The organism is Leifsonia sp. SIMBA_070, from assembly GCF_046534635.1.
Lineage (GTDB): Bacteria > Actinomycetota > Actinomycetes > Actinomycetales > Microbacteriaceae > Leifsonia.
Map to the genome: position 1 here is coordinate 571606 of NZ_JAWRYK010000002.1, position 24415 is coordinate 596020.

At 69.2% G+C, this 24415-nt stretch carries 28 protein-coding genes; 16 read left to right on the forward strand and 12 right to left on the reverse strand.

Annotated elements, in window-relative coordinates; genetic code table 11:
• The first annotated feature begins 49 nt into the window (after positions 1 to 49).
• The 4 genes from SB754_RS18575 (at position 50) to SB754_RS18590 (ending at position 4477) form a co-directional block, all read left to right on the forward strand.
• Positions 50 to 1237, forward strand: a complete 1188-nt coding sequence (locus SB754_RS18575) for an ROK family protein (protein WP_410783882.1) — start codon at positions 50 to 52, stop codon at positions 1235 to 1237.
• Complete coding sequence (locus SB754_RS18580) at positions 1234 to 2202, forward strand: Gfo/Idh/MocA family protein (protein WP_410783883.1); 969 nt, start codon at positions 1234 to 1236, stop codon at positions 2200 to 2202. Before SB754_RS18575 ends, SB754_RS18580 begins: the two co-directional genes overlap by 4 nt.
• 31 nt (positions 2203 to 2233) lie before the next feature.
• Positions 2234 to 3946 (forward strand): glycoside hydrolase family 13 protein, encoded by a 1713-nt coding sequence (locus SB754_RS18585; RefSeq protein WP_410783884.1) that lies wholly within the window; start codon positions 2234 to 2236, stop codon positions 3944 to 3946.
• A gap of 87 nt (positions 3947 to 4033) precedes the next feature.
• Positions 4034 to 4477 carry an SRPBCC family protein gene (locus tag SB754_RS18590; protein ID WP_410783885.1) on the forward strand — a complete coding sequence of 148 codons (444 nt, stop codon included), beginning with the start codon at positions 4034 to 4036 and terminating at the stop codon, positions 4475 to 4477.
• 1 nt (position 4478) lies between these two features.
• Here the strand turns inward: SB754_RS18590 and SB754_RS18595 are convergent, their stop codons facing one another.
• From SB754_RS18595 to SB754_RS18610, 4 genes are all read right to left on the reverse strand, one after another.
• The gene (locus SB754_RS18595; RefSeq protein ID WP_410783886.1) at positions 4479 to 5072 is read right to left on the reverse strand and encodes a TetR/AcrR family transcriptional regulator; all 594 of its coding nucleotides are present in this window, start codon (positions 5070 to 5072) and stop codon (positions 4479 to 4481) included.
• A gap of 82 nt (positions 5073 to 5154) precedes the next feature.
• Entirely contained in the window at positions 5155 to 7422 is a 2268-nt protein-coding gene (locus SB754_RS18600) for a transglycosylase domain-containing protein (RefSeq protein ID WP_410783887.1), read from the reverse strand.
• Positions 7423 to 7549: 127 nt separating this feature from the next.
• A complete protein-coding gene (locus SB754_RS18605) occupies positions 7550 to 8014 on the reverse strand; it encodes a MarR family winged helix-turn-helix transcriptional regulator (protein ID WP_410783888.1) in 465 nt (154 codons plus the stop codon).
• A gap of 334 nt (positions 8015 to 8348) precedes the next feature.
• The gene (locus SB754_RS18610) at positions 8349 to 8735 is read right to left on the reverse strand and encodes a MarR family winged helix-turn-helix transcriptional regulator (protein ID WP_410783889.1); all 387 of its coding nucleotides are present in this window, start codon (positions 8733 to 8735) and stop codon (positions 8349 to 8351) included.
• A 79-nt stretch (positions 8736 to 8814) separates the two neighbouring features.
• Here SB754_RS18610 and SB754_RS18615 point away from each other — a divergent pair, with 79 nt between their 5' ends.
• A complete protein-coding gene (locus SB754_RS18615) occupies positions 8815 to 10257 on the forward strand; it encodes an MFS transporter (protein ID WP_410783890.1) in 1443 nt (480 codons plus the stop codon).
• A gap of 166 nt (positions 10258 to 10423) precedes the next feature.
• On the opposite strand, the gene SB754_RS18620 is transcribed toward SB754_RS18615, so the two are convergent.
• A complete protein-coding gene (locus tag SB754_RS18620) occupies positions 10424 to 11164 on the reverse strand; it encodes an SDR family oxidoreductase (protein WP_410783891.1) in 741 nt (246 codons plus the stop codon).
• Positions 11165 to 11244: 80 nt separating this feature from the next.
• Here SB754_RS18620 and SB754_RS18625 point away from each other — a divergent pair, with 80 nt between their 5' ends.
• From SB754_RS18625 to SB754_RS18640, 4 genes are all read left to right on the forward strand, one after another.
• Positions 11245 to 11694 carry a MarR family winged helix-turn-helix transcriptional regulator gene (locus SB754_RS18625; protein ID WP_410783892.1) on the forward strand — a complete coding sequence of 150 codons (450 nt, stop codon included), beginning with the start codon at positions 11245 to 11247 and terminating at the stop codon, positions 11692 to 11694.
• 95 nt (positions 11695 to 11789) lie between these two features.
• Positions 11790 to 12467: a PadR family transcriptional regulator gene (locus SB754_RS18630; RefSeq protein ID WP_410783893.1), complete on the forward strand. Its 678-nt coding sequence runs from the start codon at positions 11790 to 11792 to the stop codon at positions 12465 to 12467.
• A gap of 156 nt (positions 12468 to 12623) precedes the next feature.
• Positions 12624 to 13637, forward strand: coding sequence for an ATP-binding cassette domain-containing protein (locus SB754_RS18635; protein WP_410783894.1), 1014 nt, complete (start codon positions 12624 to 12626; stop codon positions 13635 to 13637).
• On the forward strand, positions 13634 to 14458 hold the full coding sequence (locus SB754_RS18640; RefSeq protein ID WP_410783895.1) for an ABC transporter permease: 825 nt from the start codon (positions 13634 to 13636) through the stop codon (positions 14456 to 14458). Before SB754_RS18635 ends, SB754_RS18640 begins: the two co-directional genes overlap by 4 nt.
• A gap of 225 nt (positions 14459 to 14683) precedes the next feature.
• Here the strand turns inward: SB754_RS18640 and SB754_RS18645 are convergent, their stop codons facing one another.
• Both SB754_RS18645 and upp read right to left on the reverse strand, forming a co-directional pair.
• A complete protein-coding gene (locus SB754_RS18645) occupies positions 14684 to 15439 on the reverse strand; it encodes a winged helix-turn-helix domain-containing protein (RefSeq protein WP_410783896.1) in 756 nt (251 codons plus the stop codon).
• A 382-nt stretch (positions 15440 to 15821) separates the two neighbouring features.
• Positions 15822 to 16454 carry a uracil phosphoribosyltransferase gene (gene upp, locus SB754_RS18650; protein WP_410783897.1) on the reverse strand — a complete coding sequence of 211 codons (633 nt, stop codon included), beginning with the start codon at positions 16452 to 16454 and terminating at the stop codon, positions 15822 to 15824.
• A 50-nt stretch (positions 16455 to 16504) separates the two neighbouring features.
• On the opposite strand from upp, the gene tadA reads away from it, so the two are divergent.
• Positions 16505 to 16972 carry a tRNA adenosine(34) deaminase TadA gene (gene tadA, locus SB754_RS18655; protein WP_410783898.1) on the forward strand — a complete coding sequence of 156 codons (468 nt, stop codon included), beginning with the start codon at positions 16505 to 16507 and terminating at the stop codon, positions 16970 to 16972.
• A gap of 51 nt (positions 16973 to 17023) precedes the next feature.
• On the opposite strand, the gene SB754_RS18660 is transcribed toward tadA, so the two are convergent.
• A complete protein-coding gene (locus SB754_RS18660) occupies positions 17024 to 17740 on the reverse strand; it encodes a glutamine amidotransferase-related protein (RefSeq protein WP_410783899.1) in 717 nt (238 codons plus the stop codon).
• On the reverse strand, positions 17737 to 18699 hold the full coding sequence (locus SB754_RS18665; protein WP_410783900.1) for a cation diffusion facilitator family transporter: 963 nt from the start codon (positions 18697 to 18699) through the stop codon (positions 17737 to 17739). The genes SB754_RS18660 and SB754_RS18665 overlap by 4 nt, the downstream gene beginning before the upstream one ends.
• 22 nt (positions 18700 to 18721) lie before the next feature.
• Here SB754_RS18665 and proC point away from each other — a divergent pair, with 22 nt between their 5' ends.
• Positions 18722 to 19567, forward strand: coding sequence for a pyrroline-5-carboxylate reductase (proC, locus tag SB754_RS18670; RefSeq protein ID WP_410783901.1), 846 nt, complete (start codon positions 18722 to 18724; stop codon positions 19565 to 19567).
• Positions 19568 to 19675: 108 nt separating this feature from the next.
• Here proC and SB754_RS18675 read toward each other — a convergent pair whose 3' ends face one another.
• From SB754_RS18675 to SB754_RS18685, 3 genes are all read right to left on the reverse strand, one after another.
• Positions 19676 to 20572 (reverse strand): hypothetical protein, encoded by an 897-nt coding sequence (locus SB754_RS18675; protein ID WP_410783902.1) that lies wholly within the window; start codon positions 20570 to 20572, stop codon positions 19676 to 19678.
• 149 nt (positions 20573 to 20721) lie between these two features.
• A complete protein-coding gene (locus SB754_RS18680; RefSeq protein ID WP_410783903.1) occupies positions 20722 to 21393 on the reverse strand; it encodes a potassium channel family protein in 672 nt (223 codons plus the stop codon).
• Positions 21386 to 22822: a TrkH family potassium uptake protein gene (locus SB754_RS18685; RefSeq protein ID WP_410783904.1), complete on the reverse strand. Its 1437-nt coding sequence runs from the start codon at positions 22820 to 22822 to the stop codon at positions 21386 to 21388. The genes SB754_RS18680 and SB754_RS18685 overlap by 8 nt, the downstream gene beginning before the upstream one ends.
• Before the next feature lie 82 nt (positions 22823 to 22904).
• On the opposite strand from SB754_RS18685, the gene SB754_RS18690 reads away from it, so the two are divergent.
• From SB754_RS18690 to SB754_RS18710, 5 genes are all read left to right on the forward strand, one after another.
• Positions 22905 to 23330, forward strand: a complete 426-nt coding sequence (locus SB754_RS18690) for an ArsR/SmtB family transcription factor (RefSeq protein ID WP_410783905.1) — start codon at positions 22905 to 22907, stop codon at positions 23328 to 23330.
• Between the two features lie 40 nt (positions 23331 to 23370).
• Positions 23371 to 23583, forward strand: a complete 213-nt coding sequence (locus SB754_RS18695) for a helix-turn-helix domain-containing protein (protein ID WP_410783906.1) — start codon at positions 23371 to 23373, stop codon at positions 23581 to 23583.
• Between the two features lie 70 nt (positions 23584 to 23653).
• Positions 23654 to 23752: a 30S ribosomal protein bS22 gene (locus SB754_RS18700; RefSeq protein WP_003792170.1), complete on the forward strand. Its 99-nt coding sequence runs from the start codon at positions 23654 to 23656 to the stop codon at positions 23750 to 23752.
• A gap of 72 nt (positions 23753 to 23824) precedes the next feature.
• The gene (locus tag SB754_RS18705) at positions 23825 to 24088 is read left to right on the forward strand and encodes a glutaredoxin family protein (RefSeq protein ID WP_410783907.1); all 264 of its coding nucleotides are present in this window, start codon (positions 23825 to 23827) and stop codon (positions 24086 to 24088) included.
• The gene (locus tag SB754_RS18710; RefSeq protein ID WP_410783908.1) at positions 24085 to 24384 is read left to right on the forward strand and encodes a Dabb family protein; all 300 of its coding nucleotides are present in this window, start codon (positions 24085 to 24087) and stop codon (positions 24382 to 24384) included. The genes SB754_RS18705 and SB754_RS18710 overlap by 4 nt, the downstream gene beginning before the upstream one ends.
• The last annotated feature ends 31 nt before the right edge of the window (positions 24385 to 24415 follow it).

The following is a 24415-nucleotide window of genomic DNA, read 5'->3' on the forward strand; positions in this document are numbered from 1 at the left end:
CTCAACGCAGTGCGGAGTCCACGGGGGCGCCGCCCGAGGGGACGCGACGATGACGAGCACGATCGAGGGCACACCGGTCCAGGCCGGACCCGGTACGCCGGGCGGCATCCTCGACCTCGTGCGGTCCGGCCGCTCGCGCTCGCGAGCGGAGCTCGCCCGCAGCACCGGCCTCTCGCCCTCGACGGTGTCGCAGCGCGTCGACGCGCTGATCTCCGCCGGGTACCTCCGCGAGGCGGGCGCGGGCATCTCTCACGGCGGGCGCCGGCCGCGCGCCCTCGAAGTGGATGCGTCGACCGGCGTCGTCTGCGCCGCCGATCTCGGCTCCCACCACGCCACCTTCGGGCTGATCGACCTCAGCGGACGGGTGCTCGTCTCACACACCGAGCGCATGGACATCTCCGCGGGGCCCGCGTCGGTCCTGGGCTGGATCGCCGAGGTCGGGCGCGAGCTGACCGCTGCGCACGCCGCCCCCGGTCAGGAGCTGCGCGGCTTCGGCATCGGGCTCCCCGGTCCGGTCGACTCCACCACGGGTCGCATGGTGTCGCCGTCCCGCATGCCGGGCTGGAACGGCATCGACGTCGCCGCCGAGCTGACCGCGATCAGCGGCCTCCCCGCCGCCGCCGACAACGACGCCAACCTGATGGCGCTCGGCGAGTACGACACGCTCGGCGGGGACGTCCGCGAGCTCGTCTTCGTCAAGGCGGGATCGAGCATCGGCTGCGGGATCGTCGCCTTCGGCGGCGTCTACCACGGCCACCACGGCATGGCGGGGGACATCAGCCACGTCACCGTCCCCGGCGCTCGTGATGTGCTCTGCTCCTGCGGCCGCATCGGCTGCCTGGATGCGGTGGCGGGGGGAGCGGCGATCGTGCAGGCCCTGCGCGCCTCCGGGGTCGACATCGGAGACACACGCGAGGTGCTCGCCCTGGCGCGCGACGCGCACCCCCGTGCCACGCAGGAGTTGCGGGAGGCGGGCCTCCGCACCGGAGGCGTCCTCGCCACGATCATGAACTTCTTCAACCCGCAGCGGCTGGTGCTGGGCGGCATCCTGGGGGAGGCGGAGGCGTTCGTGGCGGGGGTGCGGTCCGCCATCTACTCGGACTGCCTCCCGATGATCACGGACCAGCTCGACATCGCGGTCAGCGTCGCGAAAGAGAACGCCGGCATCCGCGGCGCCGGCCGGCTCATCCTGGACACCCTGTTCGACCCCGCGCGGGTCGACCTCGTCGTGCGATGACCGGCGCGAGTGGGCCGCCGGCGGCCGCGCCGCACACCGTCGGAACGCACTCGGTCGGGCCGCACGGCGCCGCGATCGTCGGCGCCGGCCGGATGGGCCGCGCCCACGCGGCCGCCTGGGCGCGCATCGGCGTTCCGGTCCGCTGGGCCGTCTCGCCGCGTCGCCGGCCGGAGCTGCCCGACGCGCCGGACGCCCGCTGGGCCACCAGCCTGGAGGAGGCGCTCGCCGACCCGGCGGTGACGATCGTGTCGATCTGCACGCCGACCCCCTCGCACGCCGACCTCGCCAGGCAGGCCCTCGCAGCCGGCCGCAACGTACTGCTCGAGAAGCCGATCGCGTTGACGATGGAGGACGCCGCCCGCGTGGCCGAGGCGGCCTCCCGTGCGCCCGGCGTGCTCATGGTCGCCCACGTCGTGCGGTTCTTCCCCGGCTACGCGGCGCTCGCCTCCCGCGTCGCGGCCGGTTCGGTCGGCCGCCCGCGCGTCGTCCGCGCGTCGCGCATCTCGGACGCACCGGTCGGTTACGACTGGCTCGCCGACGAGGAGCGGTCCGGCGGCATGCTCGTCGACTTCGCCATCCACGACATCGACCAGGCCGTCGCGTACCTCGGACGCCCGGTGGCCGTGACGAGCGTGCCCCTGCCGGGCGACGCGTTCGGCACGCCGGTCGCGACCACGATCGAGTTCGCCGATGGTGGCGTCGCCCAGCTGCTCAGCGCCTCCGACCTGCCGGCCGATCAGCCGTTCCGGACCGCCCTGGAGGTGCTCGGCGACACCGGCTTCGATGCGGCAGAGCCAGACGCGGGGGACGCATTCGCCGAGCAGGCGCGGTACTTCCTCCAGTGCGTCGAGGAGGGCGTGCCGCCGGACCGCGCACCCGTCGCCTCAGCGGTGGAGGCCCTGCGGGTCGCGCTCGCCGCCCGGCAGTCGGCGCGGACGGGACGCCGGGTCGAGCTGTCGGACTGACCGACCAGCCGGGCCCAGGTAGGGTGGGCGCGTGAGCGACAAGTGGTGGCAGTCGGCGGTCGTCTATCAGGTCTACCCGCGGAGCTTCGCGGACAGCGACGGCGACGGCATCGGCGACCTGCGGGGCGTCATCGAGCACCTCGACTACCTGAAGACGCTCGGCGTCGACGTGGTCTGGCTCTCGCCGATCTACGCGTCCCCGCACGACGACAACGGCTACGACATCAGCGACTACCGCGCCATCGACCCGCTGTTCGGCACCTTCGAGGACTTCGACGAGCTGCTGGAGGGACTGCACGCCCGCGGCATGAAGCTCGTGATGGACCTCGTCGTCAACCACACCTCCGACGAGCACCCGTGGTTCATCGAGTCGGCCTCCTCGACCGACAACCCGAAACGGGACTGGTACTGGTGGCGGCCCGCTCGCGACGGCAGGCAGCCGGGCGAGCAGGGAGCCGAGCCGAACAACTGGGGCTCGTTCTTCTCCGGCCCTGCCTGGCAGCTCGACCCGCAGACCGGCGAGTACTACCTGCACCTGTTCTCGCGGAAGCAGCCCGACCTCAACTGGGAGAACCCGGAGGTGCGGGAGGCCGTCTACGACATGATGAACTGGTGGCTGGACCGCGGGGTCGACGGCTTCCGGATGGACGTCATCAACTTCATCTCCAAGGTCACCGACCTGCCCGACGGCGAGGTTCCGCCGGGGGCCCTCTTCGGCGACGCGTACCCGTACTACGGGCAGGGGCCGCGCATCCACGAGTTCCTGCACGAGATGCACCAGCGGGTGTTCGCCGGTCGCGGCGACCGGTACCTCACTGTCGGCGAGATGCCCGGCGTCGACATCGAGCAGGCGCAGCGGTTCACCGACCCCCGGAGCCGCGAGCTCGACATGGTCTTCCAGTTCGAGCACGTCGACCTGGATCACGGACCGGGCGGGAAGTGGGACCACCGGCCCGCCACCGTTCTCGACCTCAAGCGGAACCTGAGCAGGTGGCAGGAGGGGCTGGCCGACGTCGGCTGGAACAGCCTGTACTGGAACAACCACGACCAGCCGCGCGTGGTCAGCCGCTTCGGCGACGACGGCGAGCACCGGGTCGCGTCCGCCAAAGCGCTGGGCACCGTCCTCCACCTGATGCGCGGCACGCCCTACGTCTACCAGGGCGAGGAGCTCGGGATGACGAACGTGCCGTTCGCCTCGATCGACGACTTCCGTGACATCGAGACGCTGAACCACTACGCCGAGGCGGTGGACATCCTGGGGGAGCCCTCCGACGAGGTCCTGGTCGCGCTGCGCCGGACCAGCCGCGATAACGCGCGGACGCCGATGCAGTGGACCGCAGGTCCCAATGCCGGCTTCACCGCCGGGACGCCGTGGATCACGGTCAACCCGAATGCCGCCGAGATCAATGCGGAGGCGGAGGTCGCCGACCCCGGCTCGGTGTTCGCCCACTACCGCGCGCTGATCGACCTGCGCCACCGGTCGCGGGTCGTGGCTACGGGGGACTACGAGCTCGTGCTGGCCGAGCATCCGCAGATCTTCGCGTACACGCGGTCGTTGGACGGGGAGGCTCTGCTGGTGCTGGCGAACCTGAGCGGGTCGGACGCGACGTACGATCCGGCCGACCTGCCGGCGTGGGCCGGTGGCGACGCCGACGTGGTGCTCACTAACCTCGGTGGCGGCAGCGCTGACCCCGTTTCCGGGGTGCTGCGGCCGTGGGAGGCCGTGGTGCTGGCGCGCCGCTGAGGTCCGTCTCTCCCGATCCCCGAGTGTTCCGTGGTTGCGCGAGCCGTCTCACGGGTGTGGGATGGGCGGCAGCGGACGGGAGGCCTCATGGGCGAGTATGTGGCGCGGGCGGAGATCGACGTGCGGGCTCCCCGGCGCGCCGTGTGGCGGGTGCTCACCTCCAACGGAGCGCGGCCGGAGATCATGTTCGGTGCCGAGGTCGTGTCCGACTGGCGGCTCGGCTCACAGATCGTCTGGCGCGGCGAATGGCAGGGCACGAGCTTCGAGGACCACGGCCGGGTGATCGAGCTGGAAGACCGCCAGGAGCCCTGGCGGATCGTCCTCACGCACTTCAGCCCGCTGAGTGGGCTCGCCGACGAGCCGGAGAACTACCACACGCTCCGGTTCGAGCTGGATGAGCTGCCCGACGGGACGCGCGTCACGCTCGACCAGGACAACAACCCGACGCGCGAGGCGGCGGAGCATTCCCGCGAGAACTGGCTGCGGATGCTCGAGGGCGTGAAGACCGTGGCCGAGCGGGAGGCCCGGTAGCTCAGTCCTGCGAGTCGGGGAACGCCTCGCGCAGGAACGCCCCGAGGAACAGGTCGAAGGCCTGCACGGTACCGGTCCGGTCGCCGCTGATGAGGAAACCGAAGTGGAGGCCGGCGGCCGAGTCGACGAGCCAGTGCGCGAGGACGCCTGCTCGGCGCGTCTCGATGCCCTGCTTCTTGAGCCAGGTCTTGACCGTGCCGCGCCACTCGGTGAACGAGGTGGTGACGCGTTTGCCGATGTCCGGGTCGATGGGCTCGAGGGCTCCGGCTTCGAACTGGAGGCGGAGAGCGGTCCGGTTGTTCTCGCGGAGGGAGTGGCGGAAGGCCTCCTTGTACCAGTCGCGGAACTGGTCTCGGTCGAAGGCGGTGACGTCGACGCCGGTCAGGGACTCGGACTGCTGGCGCACACCCTCTTCGAGGATGGCGTCGATCATCTCCTGCCGGGACCCGAAGTGGTAGACGAACGAGTACGTGCTGACGCCCAGAGCGCTCGCCAGACTGCGGAAGGTCATGCGTGAGAGCGGCTCGGTCGCAACGTGGTCCATGATGCGGCCGAGGAGCTCCGGCTTGCGATTCGGATCTGGAGTGCGTCCCACGCGATAACACTAGTCCGAATATCACACCGGATGGCTAGGCACCTCGGCCGCAAATGGCCCGAAATGTTGCCTCCCGATCGCGCTACGGCTTGCCGGGCGGGTTGGGCCCTGTTCCCTTGCCGTTGCCCGGGGCCGCGGGCGCTGCCGGCGCGGCGGGCGCAGCCGGTGCCGCGGGCGGCTTCGGCGCGACGGGCGCTGTCGTGTACTTGCCGTTCGGCGCGGGGAAGGCCGCGCCACCGTAGGCCCCGTTCAGAGCCGTGATGATGCGCTTCGCGATCGAGAACTTGACGTTGCCGCCGCCGACGCCCTGGAAATTGACGCTGCGGAGCGCGACGCCTCCCACGACATTGCCGACCCACGTCGCCTGGGCGACCTTGGTGGTGGAGGTCACCAGCCAGTTCTCGACGGAGTTGTCGGTGGTCCCCGTCTTGCCGAAGATCGGGATGCCGTCACCCGGGTTCGCGGACGCCGCGGTGCCGCCTCCGCGGAGCACGCCCTGCAGCGCGTAGATGGCTGCGGCGGCGACCTGCGGGTCGATCGGATGCGTCGAGCACTGCGACTTCGGAACCGCGTGCTCGGTGCCGTCGGCGTTCACGATCTTGTCGATCGCCACCGGGCTGCAGGCGACGCCGTTGTTGGCGAGGCCCGCGTAAGCGGTCGCCATCGTGATCGGCGCGATGTAGTTCGTGCCGAGAACGGAGGACGGGTTCGCCATGTACGGGTTCGCCTGCTCATCGGCGCCGTGTACGAGCAGGTCCTGGGCCCGCTCCTTGATGCCGCAGAGGTCGAGCTGGGTGGCCATCTTGGCGAAGATGGTGTTGATCGACTGGGCCGTTGCGTTCATCACCGTCGTGGCGGTCACCGACTCGCCTTCGTCGTTGGAGACCGGCCAGGGCGCGCCGCCGATGTCGTTGCAGGGATCGCTCTCGTGGAACGCGGTCTGCGGGAACAGGTGCTGGGTCCCGTTGACCGACTGGTACAGCGAGTGGCCCTCCTGCAGCCACTCGAGGAGGTCGAAGACCTTGTACGCCGAACCGGTCTGGAAGCCCTCAGAACCGCCGTAGTCGTAATCGGTGTTGTAGTTCACCGCCGTCGTCCCGGGAGCGGGTGACGCCGTATTGTCGTACGACTTGTTCTGCACCATGGTGACCACGCGTCCCGTTCCGACCTCGACGGAGACGTTCGACGACCCGACGTCGAGCCGCGGGTCGGTCGGCGGGATGTACGCGCTCACCGCTGCCTGCGCCTGGTTCTGGAGGTCGAGGTTGAGGGTCGTGTAGATCTTCAAGCCGCCGCGGGTGAGGAAGTTGGAGCGGTCGTCCTCGGTCTTGCCGAAGATCGGGTCCTGCTCGATCACCCGCTCGACGTAGTCGCAGAAGTAGGCGGCGTTGTACTGCTGCGCGGTCATGCAGCCGTTCTGCGTGGGGGTGATCTTCGGCTCCACCTTGGTGGCACGCGCGGCGTCGTGCTCCTCGGCGGTGATCTTGCCGTTGGCGAGCATCCGGTCGAGCACGTAGTTGCGCCGGTCGAGGGTCTCTTTGTACCCGTTCGCCGCGCCGTTCTCTTTGCTGTCCGGCTGATCGATCCGGAGGTTGTCCGGGTTGTTCAGGATGGCGATGAGCGTCGCCGCCTGCTGCACGTTGACATCCTTCGCCGAGACGCCGAAGTAGTACTCCGCCGCCGACTGCACGCCGTAGACGCGGCCGCCGAAGAGCGCGATGTTCAGGTAGCTCTGCAGGATGTCGTTCTTCGAGTACTCCTTCTCGAGGCCGATCGCGTAACGCATCTCCTTGAGCTTGCGCGACGGGTCGACCTTGGTGGCGTCGTCGTAGCAGGCCTCGTAGGCCGTCAGCTGCTTCTTCTGAACTGCGGCCGTGGCCGTCGGGTCGGGCTGCTTGTTCTCGCAGCGCTGCACGAGGATGTTCTTGACGTACTGCTGGGTGATCGACGAGCCGCCCTGCACCGACTTGTGCAGAGCCGTGAGCACCGCGCCGCGGAGCGTGCCGGTGACATCGACGCCGCCGTGCTCGTAGAAGCGGGGGTCCTCCGTGGCGATCGCCGCGTCCTTCAGGTTCTGCGAGATGCCGTCCCAGCCGACCTCGATGCGGTTCTGGGAGTAGAAGGTCGCGATCGGGACCTGCTGACCGTTGCTGAGGGCGTACATCGTCGACGCCTGCGCGAGCGGCTCGACCTTGATGTACTCGGGGAGGCCGTCGAAGACGCTGATCGTGGAGTCGGCCGCCGAGCCTGTGAGGGCCACCGCCGGTGTGACCGCCGCCGCAGCGAGCACGCCCGCCAGACCGCTCAGCGCGACGAAGCCGACCAGGGCAGGCGCCCATCCCCATCTCATGCGTCTTCTCCCTCGTAGAGACCGTTCGTCCGTGGCGGCAATCCTACGCGTCGCTTCTGGCAGCTACGGGACGCCGGCGCTCAGGTTGGGGAGAGAACGAACGTGGCTCCAGCTGGGAGCGGATTCGTCACGCCCCGCCGCGGAGCTTGTCGCAGAGCTGGGCGAGGGTTTCGAGCTCCTCAGCGCTCAACCGGCCCCCGACGCGTTCTGTGATGGTCCTCATGTGATCGACGGCGACCCGGCGGAACATGTCGAATCCGGTCTCGGTCAGGCGGATCACCGTGCCACGCGCATCCGACGGCTCCGGCTCTTTCGCGACGAACCCACGCGCGACCAGCCGGTCGACCAGGCGGCTCACACTGGGCTGGGTCAGCAGGACGTGCTTATTGAGGTCGCGCAGCCGCAGCTCGCGATTCGGCTGCCGGGAGAGGTTGAAAAGCACGTCGTACTCATTGAACGAGATGTCCCGCGTCGGGAACTCCGCCGCCAGTGTGCGCATGACGGCTACCTGTGCCCGGAACAGCGATTCCCACGCACCCACGGCGCTGACGCGGGCGCGGTTCGTCGAACCCTGCGTCGCGGTCTCGGCCATGACTCATCCTCCTGATCGACCTGCATGCATTCGCATCTTCTCATCATGAGCGATGGTCAGCATCCGTGCCACCACGGGCCGAAGGGGAGGGAGGGGGCGGCGGACAAAGATCGAGGGCCGACCGCAGAGGCTAGCGGCCGGCCCTCTCCCTTGCACCAAGAGTGTCCTGCAATCACATTCCGCGATGGCTGCCACAGCAAACAACCATTGCTCTAGAACTATATAACGAAGAGGTAACGGCATCTAGTTATCAAGTCGTTATTTTTTCTGCGAGTTCGCTATGCGCAGGTTTTCGGTTCACTGAGCCACACGCGTCGGCGTGGGCGCCCAGGGCTCAGTTCGCGTCGAAGGCCTTCTGCAGCAGCGCGTCGTAGTCGTTCTTCGCGGCCGCGTGGACTGCGGCGCCCTCATCCGTGATGCCGACGAAGAGCGCCCGCCGGTCGTAGTCGCAGGTGTTGCGCTTAACCAAGCCGGCCTTGACCAGCCGGTCGACGATGCGCGAGAGAGCGCTCTGGGTCATCGGGGTCACGTCGACCAGGTTGCGCATGGTGCAGCCCTCCGACACGTAGCCGGCCACCGAATCCAGGACCTCGAACTCGCTGAGACCCAACTGGTGCTTCTGCTGCAGAGTGCGCTCCAGCTCCGCGGCGGTGTTCAGGTACGTCACCTGCAGGTCCCGCCACCGAGCCGAGACATCGACCGTGGTGTTCACGCTGCTCATGCTACGCGCGTTTTCATGAGAGATAGATGAATGTGCATAGTTTGTCGACACAATTTATGCTGTGTCATATAGTTGGCGAGTGCTGAACTCCGACACCGCATCCCGTCCCGCCGTCACCGGCTCCACCGGACGTGTCCGCTGGTCGCGGGCCCGCTGGCTCCTCCTGCTCGCCACCTGCATCGTCATCGCCCTCGACGGGCTGGACGTCTCGATGGTGGGCGTCGCCCTCCCCTCCATCGGCAAGGAACTCGGTCTCGAGACCGGCTCCCTCCAGTGGATCGTCTCCGGCTACGTGCTCGGTTACGGCAGCCTCCTGCTGCTGGGCGGACGTCTGGCCGATCTGCTCGGTCGCCGCAACGTCCTCCTCGTCGCCCTCGTCGTCTTCACCATCGCGTCGCTCGCCGGCGGGCTCTCCGCCGATGCGGGGCTGCTCATCGCCAGCCGGTTCGTGAAGGGGGTCGCCGCAGCCTTCACCGCGCCCGCGGCGTTCTCGCTGATCACGACCAACTTCGAGGAGGGACCCGAGCGTAACCGGGCCATCTCCATCTTCACGACGTTCGCCGCCAGTGGGTTCTCGCTCGGCCTCATCATGAGCGGCCTGATGACGTCGCTGAGCTGGCGCTGGACGTTCCTCTTCTCCGTACCGCTCGCTGTGCTGGCGCTCGTGCTCGGCTTCTTCTTCATCCCGAAGGACGCGCGTGAGCGTGGCGCCGGCCACGACATCCCCGGTGCGATCACCCTGGCGCTCGGGATGCTGGCGCTCGTCTACACCGTCGTCTCGGCGCCCGGTGCGGGATGGGGGTCGGTGCAGACCATCGGGGGATTCGTGGCCGCCGCACTGCTGCTCGGGGCGTTCGTGGTCATCGAGCTGCGTGTGCACAGCCCGCTCATCCGGTTCGGCATCTTCCGTATCGCCTCCGTGCTGCGGGCGAACCTCGCGGCGATCACCCTGTTCGGGTCGTACGTCTCGTTCCAGTTCGTCCTCACGCTGTACCTCCAGGACGTGCTCGGCTGGAGCCCGCTCAGCATGGCGCTCGCGCTGCTCCCGACCGGGCTCGTGGTCGCCTTCAGCGCTCCGTTCACCGATCGGCTCATCGACCGGTTCGGGCCGACGCCGCTGATCATCCTGGGGCTCGGCTCCCTCTCGGCCGGCTACCTGCTGTTCCTGCGACTGGGGACGACCCCGGTGTACTGGACGGACATCCTGCCGTCGGTGATCCTGCTGGGCGTGGGCTTCGGGATCGGGTTCCCCTCCATCCAGGTGCAGGCGACGACCGGCGTCGCCGATGAGGAGCAGGGCCTCGCGGCCGGGCTCGTCCAGACCAGCTCGCAGGTGGGCGGCGCGCTGGCGCTCGCCGTGACGACGGCGCTGATCTCGGGAGGCTCCGCTGCGACGAGCGCGGCGGCGCAGCTCGACCACTTCCGCCCGGGGCTGTACCTGAGCGCGGCCCTCGCGGTCGTCGGCCTCATCGTCGCCGCCGCCCCGCGGCGCAGGCAGTCCGTCCCCGTCCCGGCCGCCTGACGCCCGGGCGCCTGGCCGCCGCCCGCCGCCCGCCGCCCGCCGCCCGCCGATCTACTGGTCCCGACATGCCGTTACGCCTCCGGTCCTAACGGCATGTCGGGACCACTCGTTGCACCGGGCGCGACGCGCGTCCTGAATTCAGGAGGCCGCGGTGCCGCTCGACCGGTCAGGCGGCGGCGAGGCCGCTGACGAAGGACTGCGCTTCGGCGCTCGACCCGAGGGAGATCGTGCGGCTGGGGAGGTCCGTCGCCAGCGACGCGGCGACGGAAGCCGCTCCGACCTCGTCCGTCGACACCCACTCCGGAGCGCCCTCCACGAAGCGGGTCCGCACCGGCCCCAGCATCATGGCGTGGATGCGCGCTGCGGGCTCCTCCGCGGCAAGGACGCGCTGCATCATGAGGACTGCGGCCTGCTCCATGCTGACGAGGCCGCTACCCGGCACGGGGAACTCGGCCGACTGACCGACGATGACGACGTAGGCGCCGGCCCCGCTCAGCCGGGGCACGATCGCCCGGGCGAGAGCCATGTGCGTCGTGGCCAGAGAGGCGAAGGCGGTCGACCAGTCGCCGTCGGTGATCCCGGTGAGCGGTCCCCCCTGCCACCAGCCTCCGACCGGAACCACCACGTCATCGATGCCGCCGAGACGCGTCGTCATCTCGCCGCCGAGCGCCTCCGCTCCGGCGAAGGAGGTGTAGTCGTGCGTCGGCAGGTGCAGGCGGCTGGAGACGCCGAGTGCGCCGAGCGCGGTGCGGAATTCGGCGCCGCGGTCATCGGAGCGCGTGGGCACGACGACGTCGGCGCCGGACTGCAGGTAGGCGCGGACGACGCCTTCTCCGACGCCACCGGTCCCTCCGGGGACGAGGACGCGGCGTCCGGCGAGGGGCTGGGCAGGGGTGGGGATGGACATAAAACTCCTTGGTCGAACCAATGTTGGTTTAACCAACGATATACCATTTCGTTGGTGAGGCCAACTGTTACGCTGGAGCCATGGTTGAAGACACGCGACCGCCCGCAGCGCTGCGCCGGCTGGTCAGTTGGCAGGCGGGACGGGTCGCGACGATCGGCGCGCGCCTGACGGCGCAGCACATGCCGCTCGAGGGGAGGTCGGACTTCGCCGTGCTCGCGAGCCTCGCGGAGAACGGGCCGCTCAGCCAGGCGGAGCTGGGCCGGCTGCTCGGGCTGGACCGCAACAACGTCAACGGAATCGTCGTCCGGCTGGATGCCGACGCTCTGGTCGCACGCGAACCGGACCCTGCTGATCGGCGGCGGAACGTGGTCACCATCACCCAACCGGGTCGCGCCAGGCTCGCTGCCCTCCAGCGGCACGCGGACGCGGTCCAGGGCGAACTCCTCGCGGGTCTCGGCCACGCCGAGCGTGAGGAGCTCGTCCGACTGCTCGACAAAGTCCTCGCGCACCACCCCGCGTTGCCCGCCTGACCCCGCACTGAACCGGCGCGCCAACCCGGCCTGGACATGGGCACTCTGAATAGAGTACTTTACTTAGAGTATTCGGTTCAGAGGAAGGAGTGGCCATGGCCAAGCGCGCGGTTTCCAACCCGCTGGCGCTCGCGGTGCTCGCCTGCCTCTGGGAGCGCCCGATGTACCCGTACGAGATGACGACGACGATGCGGGAGCGGGGCAAGGAGGACAGCATCCGCCTGAACTTCGGCTCCCTGTATGCGGTGATCAAGTCCCTCCAGAAGCACGGCTTCATCGAGGTCGCGCAGACTGAGCGCGAAGGCAATCGTCCGGAACGCGTCGTGTACACGATCACCGATGCCGGGCGGCAGGAGGCCGAGGAGTGGCTTCGTGAGCTGATCGAGATGCCGGTCAAGGAGTATCCGGCGATCGAGACGGGCCTCTCCCTGCTCCCCATGCTGCCGCCCGACGTCGCCGCAGAACTCCTCGAGAGCAGGCGCGAACGGATCGACGAAGACCTCGCTGGCCGCCGGCGCGAGTTGGCGCAGGTGACGGGACTGCCGGAGTTGTTCATGGTCGAGACCCACTACCGCATGGCCGTGCTGGAGGCGGAGCGAGCCTTCGTCGCCGACCTGGCCTCCCGCATCCGGGACCGCTCGATCGGCGGGTACGACTCGTGGGAGCAGCTGCATCGGCTGCTCGCCGACGGAATCGGTATGGAGGAGCTGAGCGCGCGCATCGCGGCCGGCGCCTTCGGGGAGGAGGCGGCCGACCCCGGACCGATCATGTGACACAGGCGATCATAACGATGGCCGGAGAGCGGCAACTCTCCGGCCATCCACACCTTCAGTCGTTCCTTACGGAACCTGCGTCAACAGTCACCGAGGGCTATCCACAAGGATATCCCGTGCCGGTGGCTGCCATCCAAGAATGAGAGGAAAGCCACCATGGCATCCGCAACCGGTTCGGCGCTCGTCGCCGACCATCTGGTGAAGACCTACAGCGGCGGGAGGGGCAAACCCCCCGTCCGCGCGCTCGACGACCTCGGTTTCGAGGCCCAGGCAGGGACCGTCTTCGGTCTGCTCGGGCCGAACGGCGCCGGCAAGTCGACAACCATGAAGATCCTGTCCACCCTCGCCCGAGCAGACTCCGGATCCGCATATGTCGCCGGGATCGACGTCGTCCGGAATCCCGCACGCGTCCGTCGGGCGATCGGATTCGTCGCCCAGAAGCCGGTCTCCGATCCGTCGGACACCGGCTCGGAGAACCTCGTACTGGCCGGTCGCCTGCAGGGAATGCCGGCGCGTGAGGCGAAAGCCCGGGCACGGGAGCTGCTCGATCGCTTCGGCCTCACCGAGCACGCCGGGCGGCAGGTGAAGACCTATTCCGGCGGTATGGCGCGCAAGCTCGACGTCGCCATCGGTCTGATGCACAGGCCGCAAGTGCTCTTCCTCGACGAGCCGACCACCGGCCTCGACCCGGAGGCACGCACGGAGCTCTGGCTGGAACTGGAGCGCATGGCGACGGCCGAGAACCTGACCGTCCTGCTCACCACGCACTACCTGGACGAGGCTGACCGCCTGGCCGACCGGCTCGCGATCGTGGACCACGGCCGCGTCGTCGCCGGCGGAACCCCGGAGGAGCTCAAGAACGGGCTCCGCGGAGACGCCGTCGTCGTCGAGCTCGCCGGGGATGCGGATCCGTTCGCCGGTCTCGCCGCCCTCCAGCGAGTGGATGCGCTCCGCGAGATCGCGGCGGACGGACGGACCCTGCGCGCCCGCGCGGACAGTGGGGCCGCCACCCTCCCGAATGCCCTCGCCGCTCTCGAGGCCGCCGGTATCCCGGTCGCGTCCGCCACCGTCGCCCGGCCCAGCCTCGACGACGTCTACCTGCGGCACACCGGCCGCACCTTCACGCGGGCGCAGGAGTCCGCCGAGTTCGTCCTGGAGAACGCATCATGAGCACCATCGCCCTCAGCCCCTCCCGCGCATCGCGTCGCGGCGGGCCGACTTTCGTCACGCACACGCTCCTCCTGACCGGGCGCCAGCTGCGCGCAGCCTGGCGGATGCCGGCCTTCCTGGTGATGAACCTGGTCCAGCCGATCATCTGGCTGCTGCTGTTCGGGCAGCTCTTCAAGTCCGTGATCGACATCCCGGGCTTCGGCGTCGCCGGGAGCTACCTGGAGTACCTGACGCCGGGCGTCGTGATGATGCTGGCACTGTTCGGCAGCGCCTGGTCGGGAACGGTGTACATCCAGGACATGGACCGCGGGGTGATGAACCGCTTCCTGACGTCGCCGACCAACCGCGCGGCGATGATCGTGTCGACGCTCGTCTACCAGTCGCTCCTCGCGATCGCGCAGTCGCTCGTCGTGCTCGGCATCGCCTTCTGGGCGGGCGCCCGGTTCGACGGGGGAGTCACGGGCATCCTGCTGCTTCTGCTCGGCGTGGTGCTGCTCACGGCGGTGTTCTGCTCGCTGTCGAATGCGGTCGCTCTGCTGGCGCGGGACCAGACGGCGCTGATCGGGATCTCGCAGCTCATCACGCTGCCGCTGATGTTCCTCAGCTCGGCGATCATGAACACGAAGCTGTCGCCCGAGTGGGCGCAGAACGTGGCGGCGTACAACCCGTTCGAGTGGGCAGTCATCGTCGGCCGGCAGGCATTGAGCGCGCACCCGGACTGGGCGACGCTGTGGGGCCACGCCGGGCTGCTGCTCGGGCTCGCGGTCGTCATGGCCGCCTGGGCGACCAGCGCCTTCCGCGTCTACCAGCGCTCCGCCTAGTCTCCCCGCCGCCTCCGTCCCTCCGTCGGTGTCTCCCCACCGCCTCCGTCCCTCCGTCGGTGTCTCCCCACCGTCGAGTACACGATTACTGCACGTTTTCGTCGCGAAAGTGTGCAGAAATCGTGTACTCGGTGGTGGGCGGAGGAGCGGGACGGGAGGCGGGAGCGGGAGGCGGAGGCGCGGGAGCGGGAGGCTCGGGAGCGGGAGGGCGCAGGCGCGGAGCGCTCAGAAGAGGTCGGGGGAGGGGGCGCTCGCGTAGCGGATGGAGACGTCGGCGTGACGGTCGAACCGGTAGCCGGCGCCGCGCACGGTCCGGACGATGTCCTCGTAGCGGCCCAGCTTCGAGCGGAGGCGGCGCACGTGCACGTCGATGGTGCGCTCGTTCGGGACCTCGTCCTCGTCGGCGTCGCTCCACAGCGAGCTGATCAGCTCGGAGCGCTCGATCGTGCGGCCCTCGCGCAGCACCAGGTACTGGAGCAGCTCGAACTCCTTGTAGGTGAGTGCGACCGTCTGGTTGTCGAGCACGAGGCGCTTGCGGGAGATGTCGACGACGACGCCGGAGGCGGCGCGGTCCTCGTCCTCGTCCACGACGGCGGCCTGGCGGTGCTTGGCGATCGCCGACGGGTCCTGCAGGGCGAGGCGGACGACGTCCACGTCCCGGCCGCCGGCCCCTGCAGGCGCGAGAGCGACGGCTGCGTACGTCTCGGCGGAGGGGGCGATGTCGGCGGTCAGGCGCTTCAGTGCCTCCACGATGCGGCCGAGGTCGGTGCCGTCGGCGAGGGCCTTCGCCTCGTCGATGCCGACGTAGAGGACGAAACCGCGGGCCTCGGTGCCCTCCGGCACGGCGCGGATGCGGGGCGACGGCTCGCCGGGAGCGGCGGCGGCAGCGGCGTCGGTCGCTGCGGAAGCGGGACGGACCGGGCTGATCGGGGAGACGGCGGCGGTGCGGGAGTAGGCGGTGTCGATGGTGGCCAGAGACATGGGAATCGAGTCCTTAGTGATGATGATGTTCCGCATCCCGGTGCGATGAGACTCCGCGGGTGGGCGGAGGTGCGGGGATTCGCGGGGTGTGTCGTGTTGTGGCCCTACAGAGAGGGGCCGATGCGCGGGAGCGTGAGTGTGGCGCTCCCGGGGAGCGTTCGCCCGATCACGACGGGGTGGCGTCGGAGGGCGGCTGCTCGGCGAAGGGTCGTCAGATCAGCGGCACATTCGGCAACACATGACGGAGTCGCGGCCGGCCATCATCATGCCGGCATTCCCAAGGGCCTCGAAGGAGGTCAGGGTACGCGCGTTGTCAGTCATGCTCGACAGTAAAACCGATCGTGACGCGCGGTGTCAAATGGTTACGCAATGTTGCGGGCGACTACACAGTCCCGTAGAGACGGTCTCCGGCGTCGCCGAGGCCCGGAACGATGTAGCCGTTCTCGTTCAGCCGCTCGTCGAGCGAGCCGAGGACGATGGTGACCTCGCGGCCCTCCGTCGCCTTCTCGAGGGCGGCCAGACCCTCCGGTGCGGCCAGCAGGCAGATGGCGGTCACATCCACCGCGTTCCGCTGGAACAGGAAGTCGATGGCCGCGCCGAGCGAGCCTCCGGTGGCCAGCATGGGGTCGAGGACGAAGCACTGGCGGTCGGACAGGTCCATCGGCAGCCGCTCGGCATACGTCGTCGGCTCGAGCGTCTCCTCGTTGCGGACCATCCCGAGGAACCCGACCTCTGCGGTCGGCATGAGGCGCACCATGCCCTCCAGCATCCCGAGCCCGGCGCGCAGGATGGGGACGACCAGCGGACGCGGCTCGCTCAGGGCGACCCCGGTGGTCGTGGTGACCGGCGTCTGGATCTCCACCGGCTCGACGCGCACTCCGCGCGTGGCCTCGTAGGCGAGCAGGGTGACCAGCTCTTCTGTGAGCTGGCGGAACACCGGCGACGGGGTGTTCTTGTCGCGGAGCACCGTGAGCTTGTGGGTGATGAGTGGATGGTCCGCAACGTGCACTCGCATAGGCTCAAGGCTATCCGAACTCGTCCGCATCCAGCCCCGGGAGGACCGCCGTGACCCTGACCGTCCCCGCCGCCTACGAGGAGTGGATGCGCCGGGCGCTGGCCGACGCCCGGCTGGCGTTCGAGACGGGTGACGTCCCGGTCGCCGCGCTGGTGCTCGACGGGGAAGGCCGCGTCATCGGGACGGGCCGCAACGAGCGCGAGCTGCGTCACGACCCGACGGCGCACGCCGAAGTGCTGGCGCTTCGGGAGGCCGCGGCCGCCCGCGACGACTGGCACCTGGAGGGGTGCACGCTCGTCGTCACGCTGGAACCGTGCGTCATGTGCGCCGGCGCAGTGCTCGCGGCGCGCGTCCCGACCGTCGTCTTCGGCGCGTGGGACGAGAAGGCGGGTGCAGCGGGGTCCGTATACGACGTGCTCCGCGACCGGAGGCTGAACCACCGCGTCGACGTGTTCGCGGGGGTGCTCGCCGAGGAGTGCGGCGAGGTGCTGCTCGACTTCTTCCGTGCGAAGAGGTGAGGCGCTGAGCCGTGAGCCGCTGAGCGGTGAAGCGCTGAGCCGAGAGCCGGGTCAGGCCGGGAGGCCGTCCAGCCACTCGGAGAACGCCGCGCGGGAGGCCTCCTGCATCCGCGCCGAGTAGGCCTCGCGAGCGCGCCGGAGCGCTTCGGGGTCGATCGCCAGCTCATCCAACTCGCCAGTCCCGAATGAATTTGTCCCGTCCGCGACCCACGTCTCGTGCATCTCGTCGGTGACCTCGGGGTGGAACTGCACCGCCAGCGCGTAGTCGCCGATGGCGAACGCCTCGTTGGAGTAGTCGCTCGACGACGCGAGCAGTGTCGCCTGCTCCGGAAGCTCGAACGTGTCGCCGTGCCACTGCACCACGGGCACGCCGTCGAAGTGGCGGATGGGGGAGCTCTCGCCGGCCTCCGTCGGCTCCACGCGCCGGTAACCGATCTGCATGGTGTCGCCGCGGTAGACCGGGCGGCCCAGCGCGCTGGCCATCAGCTGCGCCCCGAGGCAGACCCCGAGCGTGGGGCGTTCGGCGTCGAGCCGGGCGCGCAAGAGCTGCTTCTCGGCCTCCAAGAACGGGAACTCGTCTGTCTGGTACGCGCCCATCTCACCGCCGAGCACGACCACCAGGTCCGCCTCCGCCGGGTCGATCGCCGAGACGTCCTCGGTGCTCGCATCCACGATCCTGAGGCGGTAGCCGTGCTCCTCGAGCACCGGGCGGATGTTGCCGAGGTGGATGCTGGGGTCGTGCTGCAGGATGACGGCGGTGCGGGTCACTCGAGTCCTTTGATGACGATGGTGTCGGTGGCGGGCGCCTGATCGTTCGGGTCGATCCACACGTCCGGTTCGATGTAGATGACGCGGGCCGCCGGGACGGCCTCGCGGATGCGGCGCTCCACCGTGTCGATGGCCGCGGCGACGTCCGCCAGGCGGTGCTCGCCCGAGAACGCGAGCTTGGCGGCGACCATCAGCTCCTCCGGCCCCAGGTACAGCGTCTTCATGTGGATGATGCGCTCCACCTCGGCGCCACCGGTGATCGCGGTCTCGATCGCGGCGACGTCGGCGTCGCTCGCGCCCTCGCCGACCAGGAGGCTCTTCGTCTCGATGCCGAGCACGACGGCGACAGCGACCAGCAGGGCGCCGATCAGCAGCGTCCCGATGCCGTCCCAGACGCTGTTGCCGGTGATGATGGTCAGGCCGACGCCGAGCAGGGCGAAGACCAGTCCGGTCAGGGCGGCCACATCCTCCAGGAGGACGACGGGCAGCTCGGGGGCCTTCGCGCGGCGGATGAACTGCGCCCACGACATCCCCTTCTTCTGCGGGCGGGACTCGCGCATCGCCGTGCGGAGCGAGAACGCCTCCAGGCAGATCGCGATGACGAGCACGAGGATGGGCAGCCAGGCGTTCTCGAGCGGGTGCGGATGCGTGACCTTCTCGATGCCCTCGTAGATCGAGAAGACGCCGCCGACCGAGAACAGGATGATCGACACGACGAAGGCGTACACGTAGCGCTCGCGGCCGTAGCCGAACGGATGCTCGCGGTCGGCCTTGCGCCGGGATTGCCGGCCTCCCAGCAGGAGCAGCAGCTGGTTGCCGGAGTCGGCGAGCGAGTGCACACCCTCCGCCAGCATCGAGGAGGAGCCGGAGAACGCCCACGCGATGAACTTCGTCAGCGCGATCCCCAGGTTCGCCGCGAGGGCGGCGACGATGGCCTTGGTTCCACCTGATGCGCTCATGTCCCAATCCTAGGATGGAGCCATGGATGACGCGCAGAAGCTGAGCCTCCCGACCATCGCCATGCTGGGAGCGGGGTCGATGGGCCGTGCGATCCTCAGCGGCCTCCTCGCGCCGGGGGTGCAGGTCGCCGGGATCCGGGTGACGAACCGGTCGGAGGCGCGCGCCGCGGAGCTCGCCGGCACGCCGGGAGTTACGGTCTACGCGACCGAGACGCGGGCGGACGCCAACCGGCTCGCCGTCGATGGCGCGGGTGTCGTGGTGGTGGCGGTGAAGCCCGTGATGGTCCGTGACCTGCTCGCCGAGATCCGCGACTCGCTCGCGCCGGGGACCGTCGTCGTCAGCGTCGCGGCCGGTGTGACCGCGGAGACGATGGAGTCGCTGCTTCCGGACTCCGTGTCGGTCGTCCGCGCGATGCCGAACACGCCCGCGGTCGTGGGCAAGGCGGTGACCGGGGTCAGCGCTGGGACGCGCACGGACCCGGACGACCTCGCGCTCGTCCACGCGCTGTTCTCGACCGTCGGCGAGGTCGTGGAAGTGCCGGAGTCGCAGCTGGATGCGCTGAGCACGATCTCCGGGTCGGGTCCCGCGTACGTGTTCCTCCTCATCGAGGCGCTGACGGAGGCGGCCGTGCAGAAGGGGTTCACGCCCGAGCAGGCGGCAGCCCTGGTCAACGGGACGTTCCTCGGCGCCGCCGAGCTCCTCGTCTCCTCCGGCGAGGACCCTGCAGAGCTGCGCCGTCGCGTCACCAGCCCCAAGGGCACGACGGAGCGCGCGATCGCCGTCCTCGAGTCTGCCGACCTCCCGGCCCTCTTCGCCCGCGCGACCGACGCCGCCCTGGCTCGCGCCCGCGAGCTAGCCGCCGGCTGACCCGCACCTCCGCGCCCGCCCCGCTCCTCCGCGCCCCCCGCTTCTCCGCGCCCGCCCCCCACCGTCGAGTCCACAAAAATTGCACGTTTCGGAGCCGAAAACGTGCACTTATCGCGTACTCGACTGGCGGAGGGCCCGGCGGACGCGGAGGGCGACAGCCTCGAAGGGGTCGGCTGCGGTGACGAAGACGACATTCCAGCCGAGGTCCACCAGGCGTTCGCGGCGCCGGATGTCGTTGCGGTAGGCGGTTGGATCGGTGCGGTGGTGGTCACCGAGGTACTCGATCGCGACCCGGGCATCCGGGTAGGCCAGGTCGATCATCGCCTCGCGGCGATCCCCATCCGGAGCGAAGATGACATGGTTGAGCTCAGGCGCCGGAAGGCCCGCATCCTCGAGTGCGATCCTCAATCGTGACTCCTGCGGCGACAGCGATCCGTAGCGGACCCGTTCGAGCGCCTGCCTGAGGGCGGTGACACCGCGGCGTCGTCCGTGGCGGCGCATGGCAGCCTCCAGATCGTCCCGCGTCGATGGCGGCTTCACGCCTGAGTACGGCTCGTCTCCCGTGATGAGGTAGTCGCCGATCACGACGAGGTCCGTCATCGGAAGCAGCGAACTGAGTTGCGCCCAGGTGTCGTGGGGGCTGACCACGCGGAGGCCGTCGACGAGCACCCAGCGGTGCTCGTCCGCGGTGAGCTGGTGACCGATCACGCCGCGCAGCCGTGGCGGTCGGTTCGGTTCGAAGACGGCGACCTCCACTCGCTCAGGGCGCGCCCAATGAGGAAGGGGAAGGTCGTGGATCACCGCGGCGGATCGGTGACTGAACAGGGCCTCCGTCGGCAGCACGACAGTCGCCGCGCGGCAGAGCGCGAGGTGACCGTCCGGCGGAGTGTCCGTCCGCATGCCGTGGAAGGGACGGTGCAGCCCCGCCCCATAGACGGTTCGGTGCGGCACGCCGCTCGCTCGAAGGTGGCTGGCCCGCGCGCCTGTCTCGCCTGTCTCATCCATCCGTCCACTCAAGCGCCCCGAGATGCCCCCATCTCAGTTATCCACATCCCCCATCCGCAAGTACACAAAAACTGCACGCCCCGGCGGCGCGTCGCGTGCAGAAAGTGTGGACTCGACGGTGGGGGCGCGGCGCGCGGGAGGCGGCGGGGTCAGGCGTCGAGGGCGGCGAAGCGCTCGATGTCGGCGGAAGCGCCCGAGACGATGACGAGGTCGTGGTCGGAGACCATGGTGTCGGCGGTCGCGTAGGTGAAGGGGCGGCCGGGGCTCTTGACGCCGACGACGGTGATGTTGAACTGGGACCGGACCCCCGAGTCGCCCAGTCGCCGGCCGCGGATGGGCTTCGGCGGGTACATCTTGACCAGCGCGAAGTCGTCGTCGAACTCGATGAAGTCGAGCATCCGCCCCGACACGAGGTGCGCGGCGCGCTCACCGGCCTCGGCCTCCGGGTAGATGACGTGGTTCGCGCCGATCCGCTCCAGGATCTTGCCGTGCGACTTCGAGATCGCCTTGGCCCAGATTTGCGGCACCTTCAGGTCGACGAGGTTGGCCGTGATCAGCACACTCGCCTCGATGGACGAGCCCACTGCGACGACGCCGATGGAGAAATCCTCCGCGCCGATCTGCCGGAGCGTGTCCATCGAGCGGGCGTCCGCCTGCACGGCGTGCGTGACCCGGTCGGCCCACTTCTGCACGAGCCCGGCGTCGGTGTCGATCGCCAGGACCTCCCGGCCGAGGCGGTCCAGCTGGCCGGCGGTCGCGGCGCCGAACCGGCCCAGCCCGATGACGAGGACGGGCGCGTTGTGCTTGATCCGGTCAACCAACGAGCGGCCTCTCCTCCGGGTTCTGGTACAGCTGCCGCCGCTGGCTCTGGGCCAGGGCCGCAGCGAGAGTCACTGTACCAACGCGGCCACAGAACATGGTGGCCGCCATGATGTAGATCCCGGCGTCCGGGAGCCTCTCCGTGAGCCCGGTGGAGAGCCCGCAGGTCGCGAACGCCGAGATGACATCGAACAGCACGTGATCGAGCGGCGCCTTGGTGATCTGCGCGATCAGGATGGTCGAGACGGCGACGATCGTGGCGCCCCACAGAGCGATCGCGACGGACACGCGCAGGACGTCGATCGGGATGCGTCGGCGGAACGCATCCATCGGCTCCACCCCCCGCGCCTCCGCGAAAGCGGCCAGGAAGAGGACGGCGAGGGTGGTCACCTTGATGCCCCCGGCGGTCGACGCGGAGCCGCCGCCGATGAACATCAGCATGTCGGTCACGAGCAGGCTCGACCCGTGGAGGTCGTCGATCGGGATGGTCGAGAAGCCTCCCGACCGGGCCATCGTCGACAGGAACAGCGACTGGAAGATGGTGTGTCCCGCATCCAGCCGGCCGAAGGTCTTCGGGTTGTCGAACTCGAGGACGATGTAGAGCACCGCACCCGCGACGAGCAGGATCAGCGACGTCAGCAGCGTCAGCTTCACGTGGATGGACCACCGCCTGCGCTTCCTGCGGAGGTTGGAGGCGATGGCCAGGATGACGGGGAAGCCGATGGCGCCGAGGAAGACGCCGATCATCAGCGCCCCCAGGAACCAGTAGTCGGTCGCGAACGCCTGGATGCCCTCGGTGTTGGGCGTGAATCCGGTGTTCGTGAACGCCATGGCCGAGTAGTAGAGCGACTCCCAGGCGGCGGTCCCGACCTCCACGCCGGCGATCAGCATGCGCGGGAAGAGCAGAAGGGCGACGGCTCCCTCGATGACGACCATGCTGATCGCCACGGTGGTGAGAAGCTTTCCGACGTCGCCCAGCCGCACCGCCTGCCCTTCGGCCACCGGGCCGCCGTGCACGCGCAGCGGGTTGCTGTCGCTCGCCGCCATCAGCTTGGCGCGCAGTCCCAGCTTTCGGGAGACGACGAGGCCCAGGATGGACGCCATGGTCAGCACGCCGACCGCACCGATCTGAACGCCGATGTACACGAGGAAGTGGCCGAAGTAGGACCAGTGCGTCGCCATGTCGACGGTGGAAAGCCCGGTCACGCAGATGACGGACATCGCCGTGAAGAGGGAGTCCGCCAGTCCCGTCCAGCGCCCGGTGGAGGAGGAGATGGGCAGTGAGAACAGCAGGGTGAAGACGAGGATGAGCAGCGCGAAGACCATGATCGCGAACCGCGACGGGCTCCGGGCGGCGAAGCCGTTGAGCGCCTCGCGCACGCGCTGCACGGGCGTCGCGGGCCGGCCGTGAAGCATCCGGGGGGCGCTCATTTCGGGACCTTCCGGTCGACTTCGCTACGGGGTGCGGGCTCCCGACATGGTACTGCGACGGGGGAATGGCTAGCCTGGGGACATGGCCGACATCTTCGACGTGATCGCCGATCCGACGCGGCGCGAGATCCTGCGCGTGCTGCTCGACCGCAGCGGGGATGCGACGCATTCTGCGCGGGACATATCCGTATCGGAGATCGTGGCGACGCTCGAGCTGAGCCAGCCGACCGTCTCGAAGCACCTGAAAGTGCTGCGGGAGGCTGGGCTCGTCGCCGTGCGCGAGGTGGGGCAGCACCGCTACTACCGCCTCGACGCCGGCCCGCTGGAGGCAGTGGAGGACTGGGTCATTCCGTTCACGGCATCCGATGAGGACGTGGCGCTGAGCGTTCGCCTGGCGGAGGAGACGCGGGAGTTCGCGAGCACCGTCGGCAAGGTGCTGGCCGACACCCGGCACCGGGTGTCGTCGGCGACAGAGCGAGTGACGCCGAAGAAGTGGCGCAAGGACTGACCGTCGCGAGTAGCATGACGGGCAGAAGAGGGGCGGGACGATGGCACACGACCTGAGGGATGTGCGCTTCCTGACGGTCGCCGAGGTGGCCGACATGATGCGCGTCTCCCGCATGACCGTGTACCGGATGGTCCACGCCGGTGAACTGCCGGCGATCCGCTTCGGTCGCTCCTTCCGGGTCCCCGAGTCGGCCGTCGAGCAGCTCCTGCGCACGGTCACCTCCCGCGAGGGCGGCGTCGCGGACTCGGCGTGACGTCGGGTAGACTGTCACTTCGTGTCGCCGCGCGCCCCGCGGCTTACCCCTGATTCTTTGTGAGGTCCACGTGGGTTCCGTTATCAAGAAGCGTCGCAAGCGTATGGCGAAGAAGAAGCACCGCAAGCTTCTTCGCAAGACGCGCCACCAGCGTCGCAACAAGAAGTAGACCTCGAGTCTGCGGCTCAAGCGTCGGTCCGTCCGGTCCGGCGCTTTTTGCTGTCCCGTCTAGAGTGGAGAGGTGTCCACCGTCTCCCTCACCCTCATCGGCAAGCCGGGCTGCCACCTGTGCGATGACGCCAGGGAGGTCATCCGCTCGGTGATCGACGACCTGCCCGCCGACGGGCCCGAGGTCGCGGTCGACGAGCAGGACATCCTGCAGGATGCCGAGCTCCACGAGAAGTACGTGGAGGAGATCCCGGTCGTCCTGGTGGAGGGACGCGTCCACACCTACTGGCGGGTCGATCCGGTCCGCCTGCGCACCGCTCTGCTGGAGGCCCGATGACCATCCGCCACGTCGTCTCGTGGAAGCTCGCCACCTCCGATGACGCGGAGCGCGCCGAGCAGACCGCCCGCATCACGACCGGTCTGGAGTCGCTGCCCGCCGTGATCCCCGAGCTGCGTTCGCTCCAGGTGGGAGTGAACGTCATCCCCGGCGACAACTTCGATGTGGTCCTGATCAGCGACTTCGACAGCGTGGAGGACATCCGCACCTACCAGGAGCATCCCGCTCACCTGGAGGTGTCGGCCTACATCCGCTCGGTCGTCGCGACGCGGTCGGCCGTCGACTTCGAGGTCTGAGGACGCACGCACCTCAGAACGCGAAGCGGCG

Bases quoted from the DNA above. Each gene is read 5' to 3' on its own strand.
- SB754_RS18630 (WP_410783893.1), top strand. From the start codon at position 11,790: ATGGCCAAGCGCGCGGTTTCCAACCCGCTGGCGCTCGCGGTGCTCGCC.
- SB754_RS18600 (WP_410783887.1), bottom strand. From the start codon at position 7,422: ATGAGATGGGGATGGGCGCCTGCCCTGGTCGGCTTCGTCGCGCTGAGC.
- SB754_RS18685 (WP_410783904.1), bottom strand. From the start codon at position 22,822: ATGAGCGCCCCCCGGATGCTTCACGGCCGGCCCGCGACGCCCGTGCAG.
- SB754_RS18695 (WP_410783906.1), top strand. From the start codon at position 23,371: ATGGCACACGACCTGAGGGATGTGCGCTTCCTGACGGTCGCCGAGGTG.
- proC (WP_410783901.1), top strand. From the start codon at position 18,722: ATGGATGACGCGCAGAAGCTGAGCCTCCCGACCATCGCCATGCTGGGA.
- upp (WP_410783897.1), bottom strand. From the start codon at position 16,454: ATGCGAGTGCACGTTGCGGACCATCCACTCATCACCCACAAGCTCACG.
- SB754_RS18635 (WP_410783894.1), top strand. From the start codon at position 12,624: ATGGCATCCGCAACCGGTTCGGCGCTCGTCGCCGACCATCTGGTGAAG.
- SB754_RS18665 (WP_410783900.1), bottom strand. From the start codon at position 18,699: ATGAGCGCATCAGGTGGAACCAAGGCCATCGTCGCCGCCCTCGCGGCG.
- SB754_RS18690 (WP_410783905.1), top strand. From the start codon at position 22,905: ATGGCCGACATCTTCGACGTGATCGCCGATCCGACGCGGCGCGAGATC.
- SB754_RS18625 (WP_410783892.1), top strand. From the start codon at position 11,245: ATGGTTGAAGACACGCGACCGCCCGCAGCGCTGCGCCGGCTGGTCAGT.
- SB754_RS18610 (WP_410783889.1), bottom strand. From the start codon at position 8,735: ATGAGCAGCGTGAACACCACGGTCGATGTCTCGGCTCGGTGGCGGGAC.
- SB754_RS18640 (WP_410783895.1), top strand. From the start codon at position 13,634: ATGAGCACCATCGCCCTCAGCCCCTCCCGCGCATCGCGTCGCGGCGGG.
- SB754_RS18645 (WP_410783896.1), bottom strand. From the start codon at position 15,439: ATGTCTCTGGCCACCATCGACACCGCCTACTCCCGCACCGCCGCCGTC.
- SB754_RS18710 (WP_410783908.1), top strand. From the start codon at position 24,085: ATGACCATCCGCCACGTCGTCTCGTGGAAGCTCGCCACCTCCGATGAC.
- SB754_RS18605 (WP_410783888.1), bottom strand. From the start codon at position 8,014: ATGGCCGAGACCGCGACGCAGGGTTCGACGAACCGCGCCCGCGTCAGC.
- SB754_RS18675 (WP_410783902.1), bottom strand. From the start codon at position 20,572: ATGGATGAGACAGGCGAGACAGGCGCGCGGGCCAGCCACCTTCGAGCG.
- SB754_RS18590 (WP_410783885.1), top strand. From the start codon at position 4,034: ATGGGCGAGTATGTGGCGCGGGCGGAGATCGACGTGCGGGCTCCCCGG.
- SB754_RS18580 (WP_410783883.1), top strand. From the start codon at position 1,234: ATGACCGGCGCGAGTGGGCCGCCGGCGGCCGCGCCGCACACCGTCGGA.
- SB754_RS18575 (WP_410783882.1), top strand. From the start codon at position 50: ATGACGAGCACGATCGAGGGCACACCGGTCCAGGCCGGACCCGGTACG.
- SB754_RS18620 (WP_410783891.1), bottom strand. From the start codon at position 11,164: ATGTCCATCCCCACCCCTGCCCAGCCCCTCGCCGGACGCCGCGTCCTC.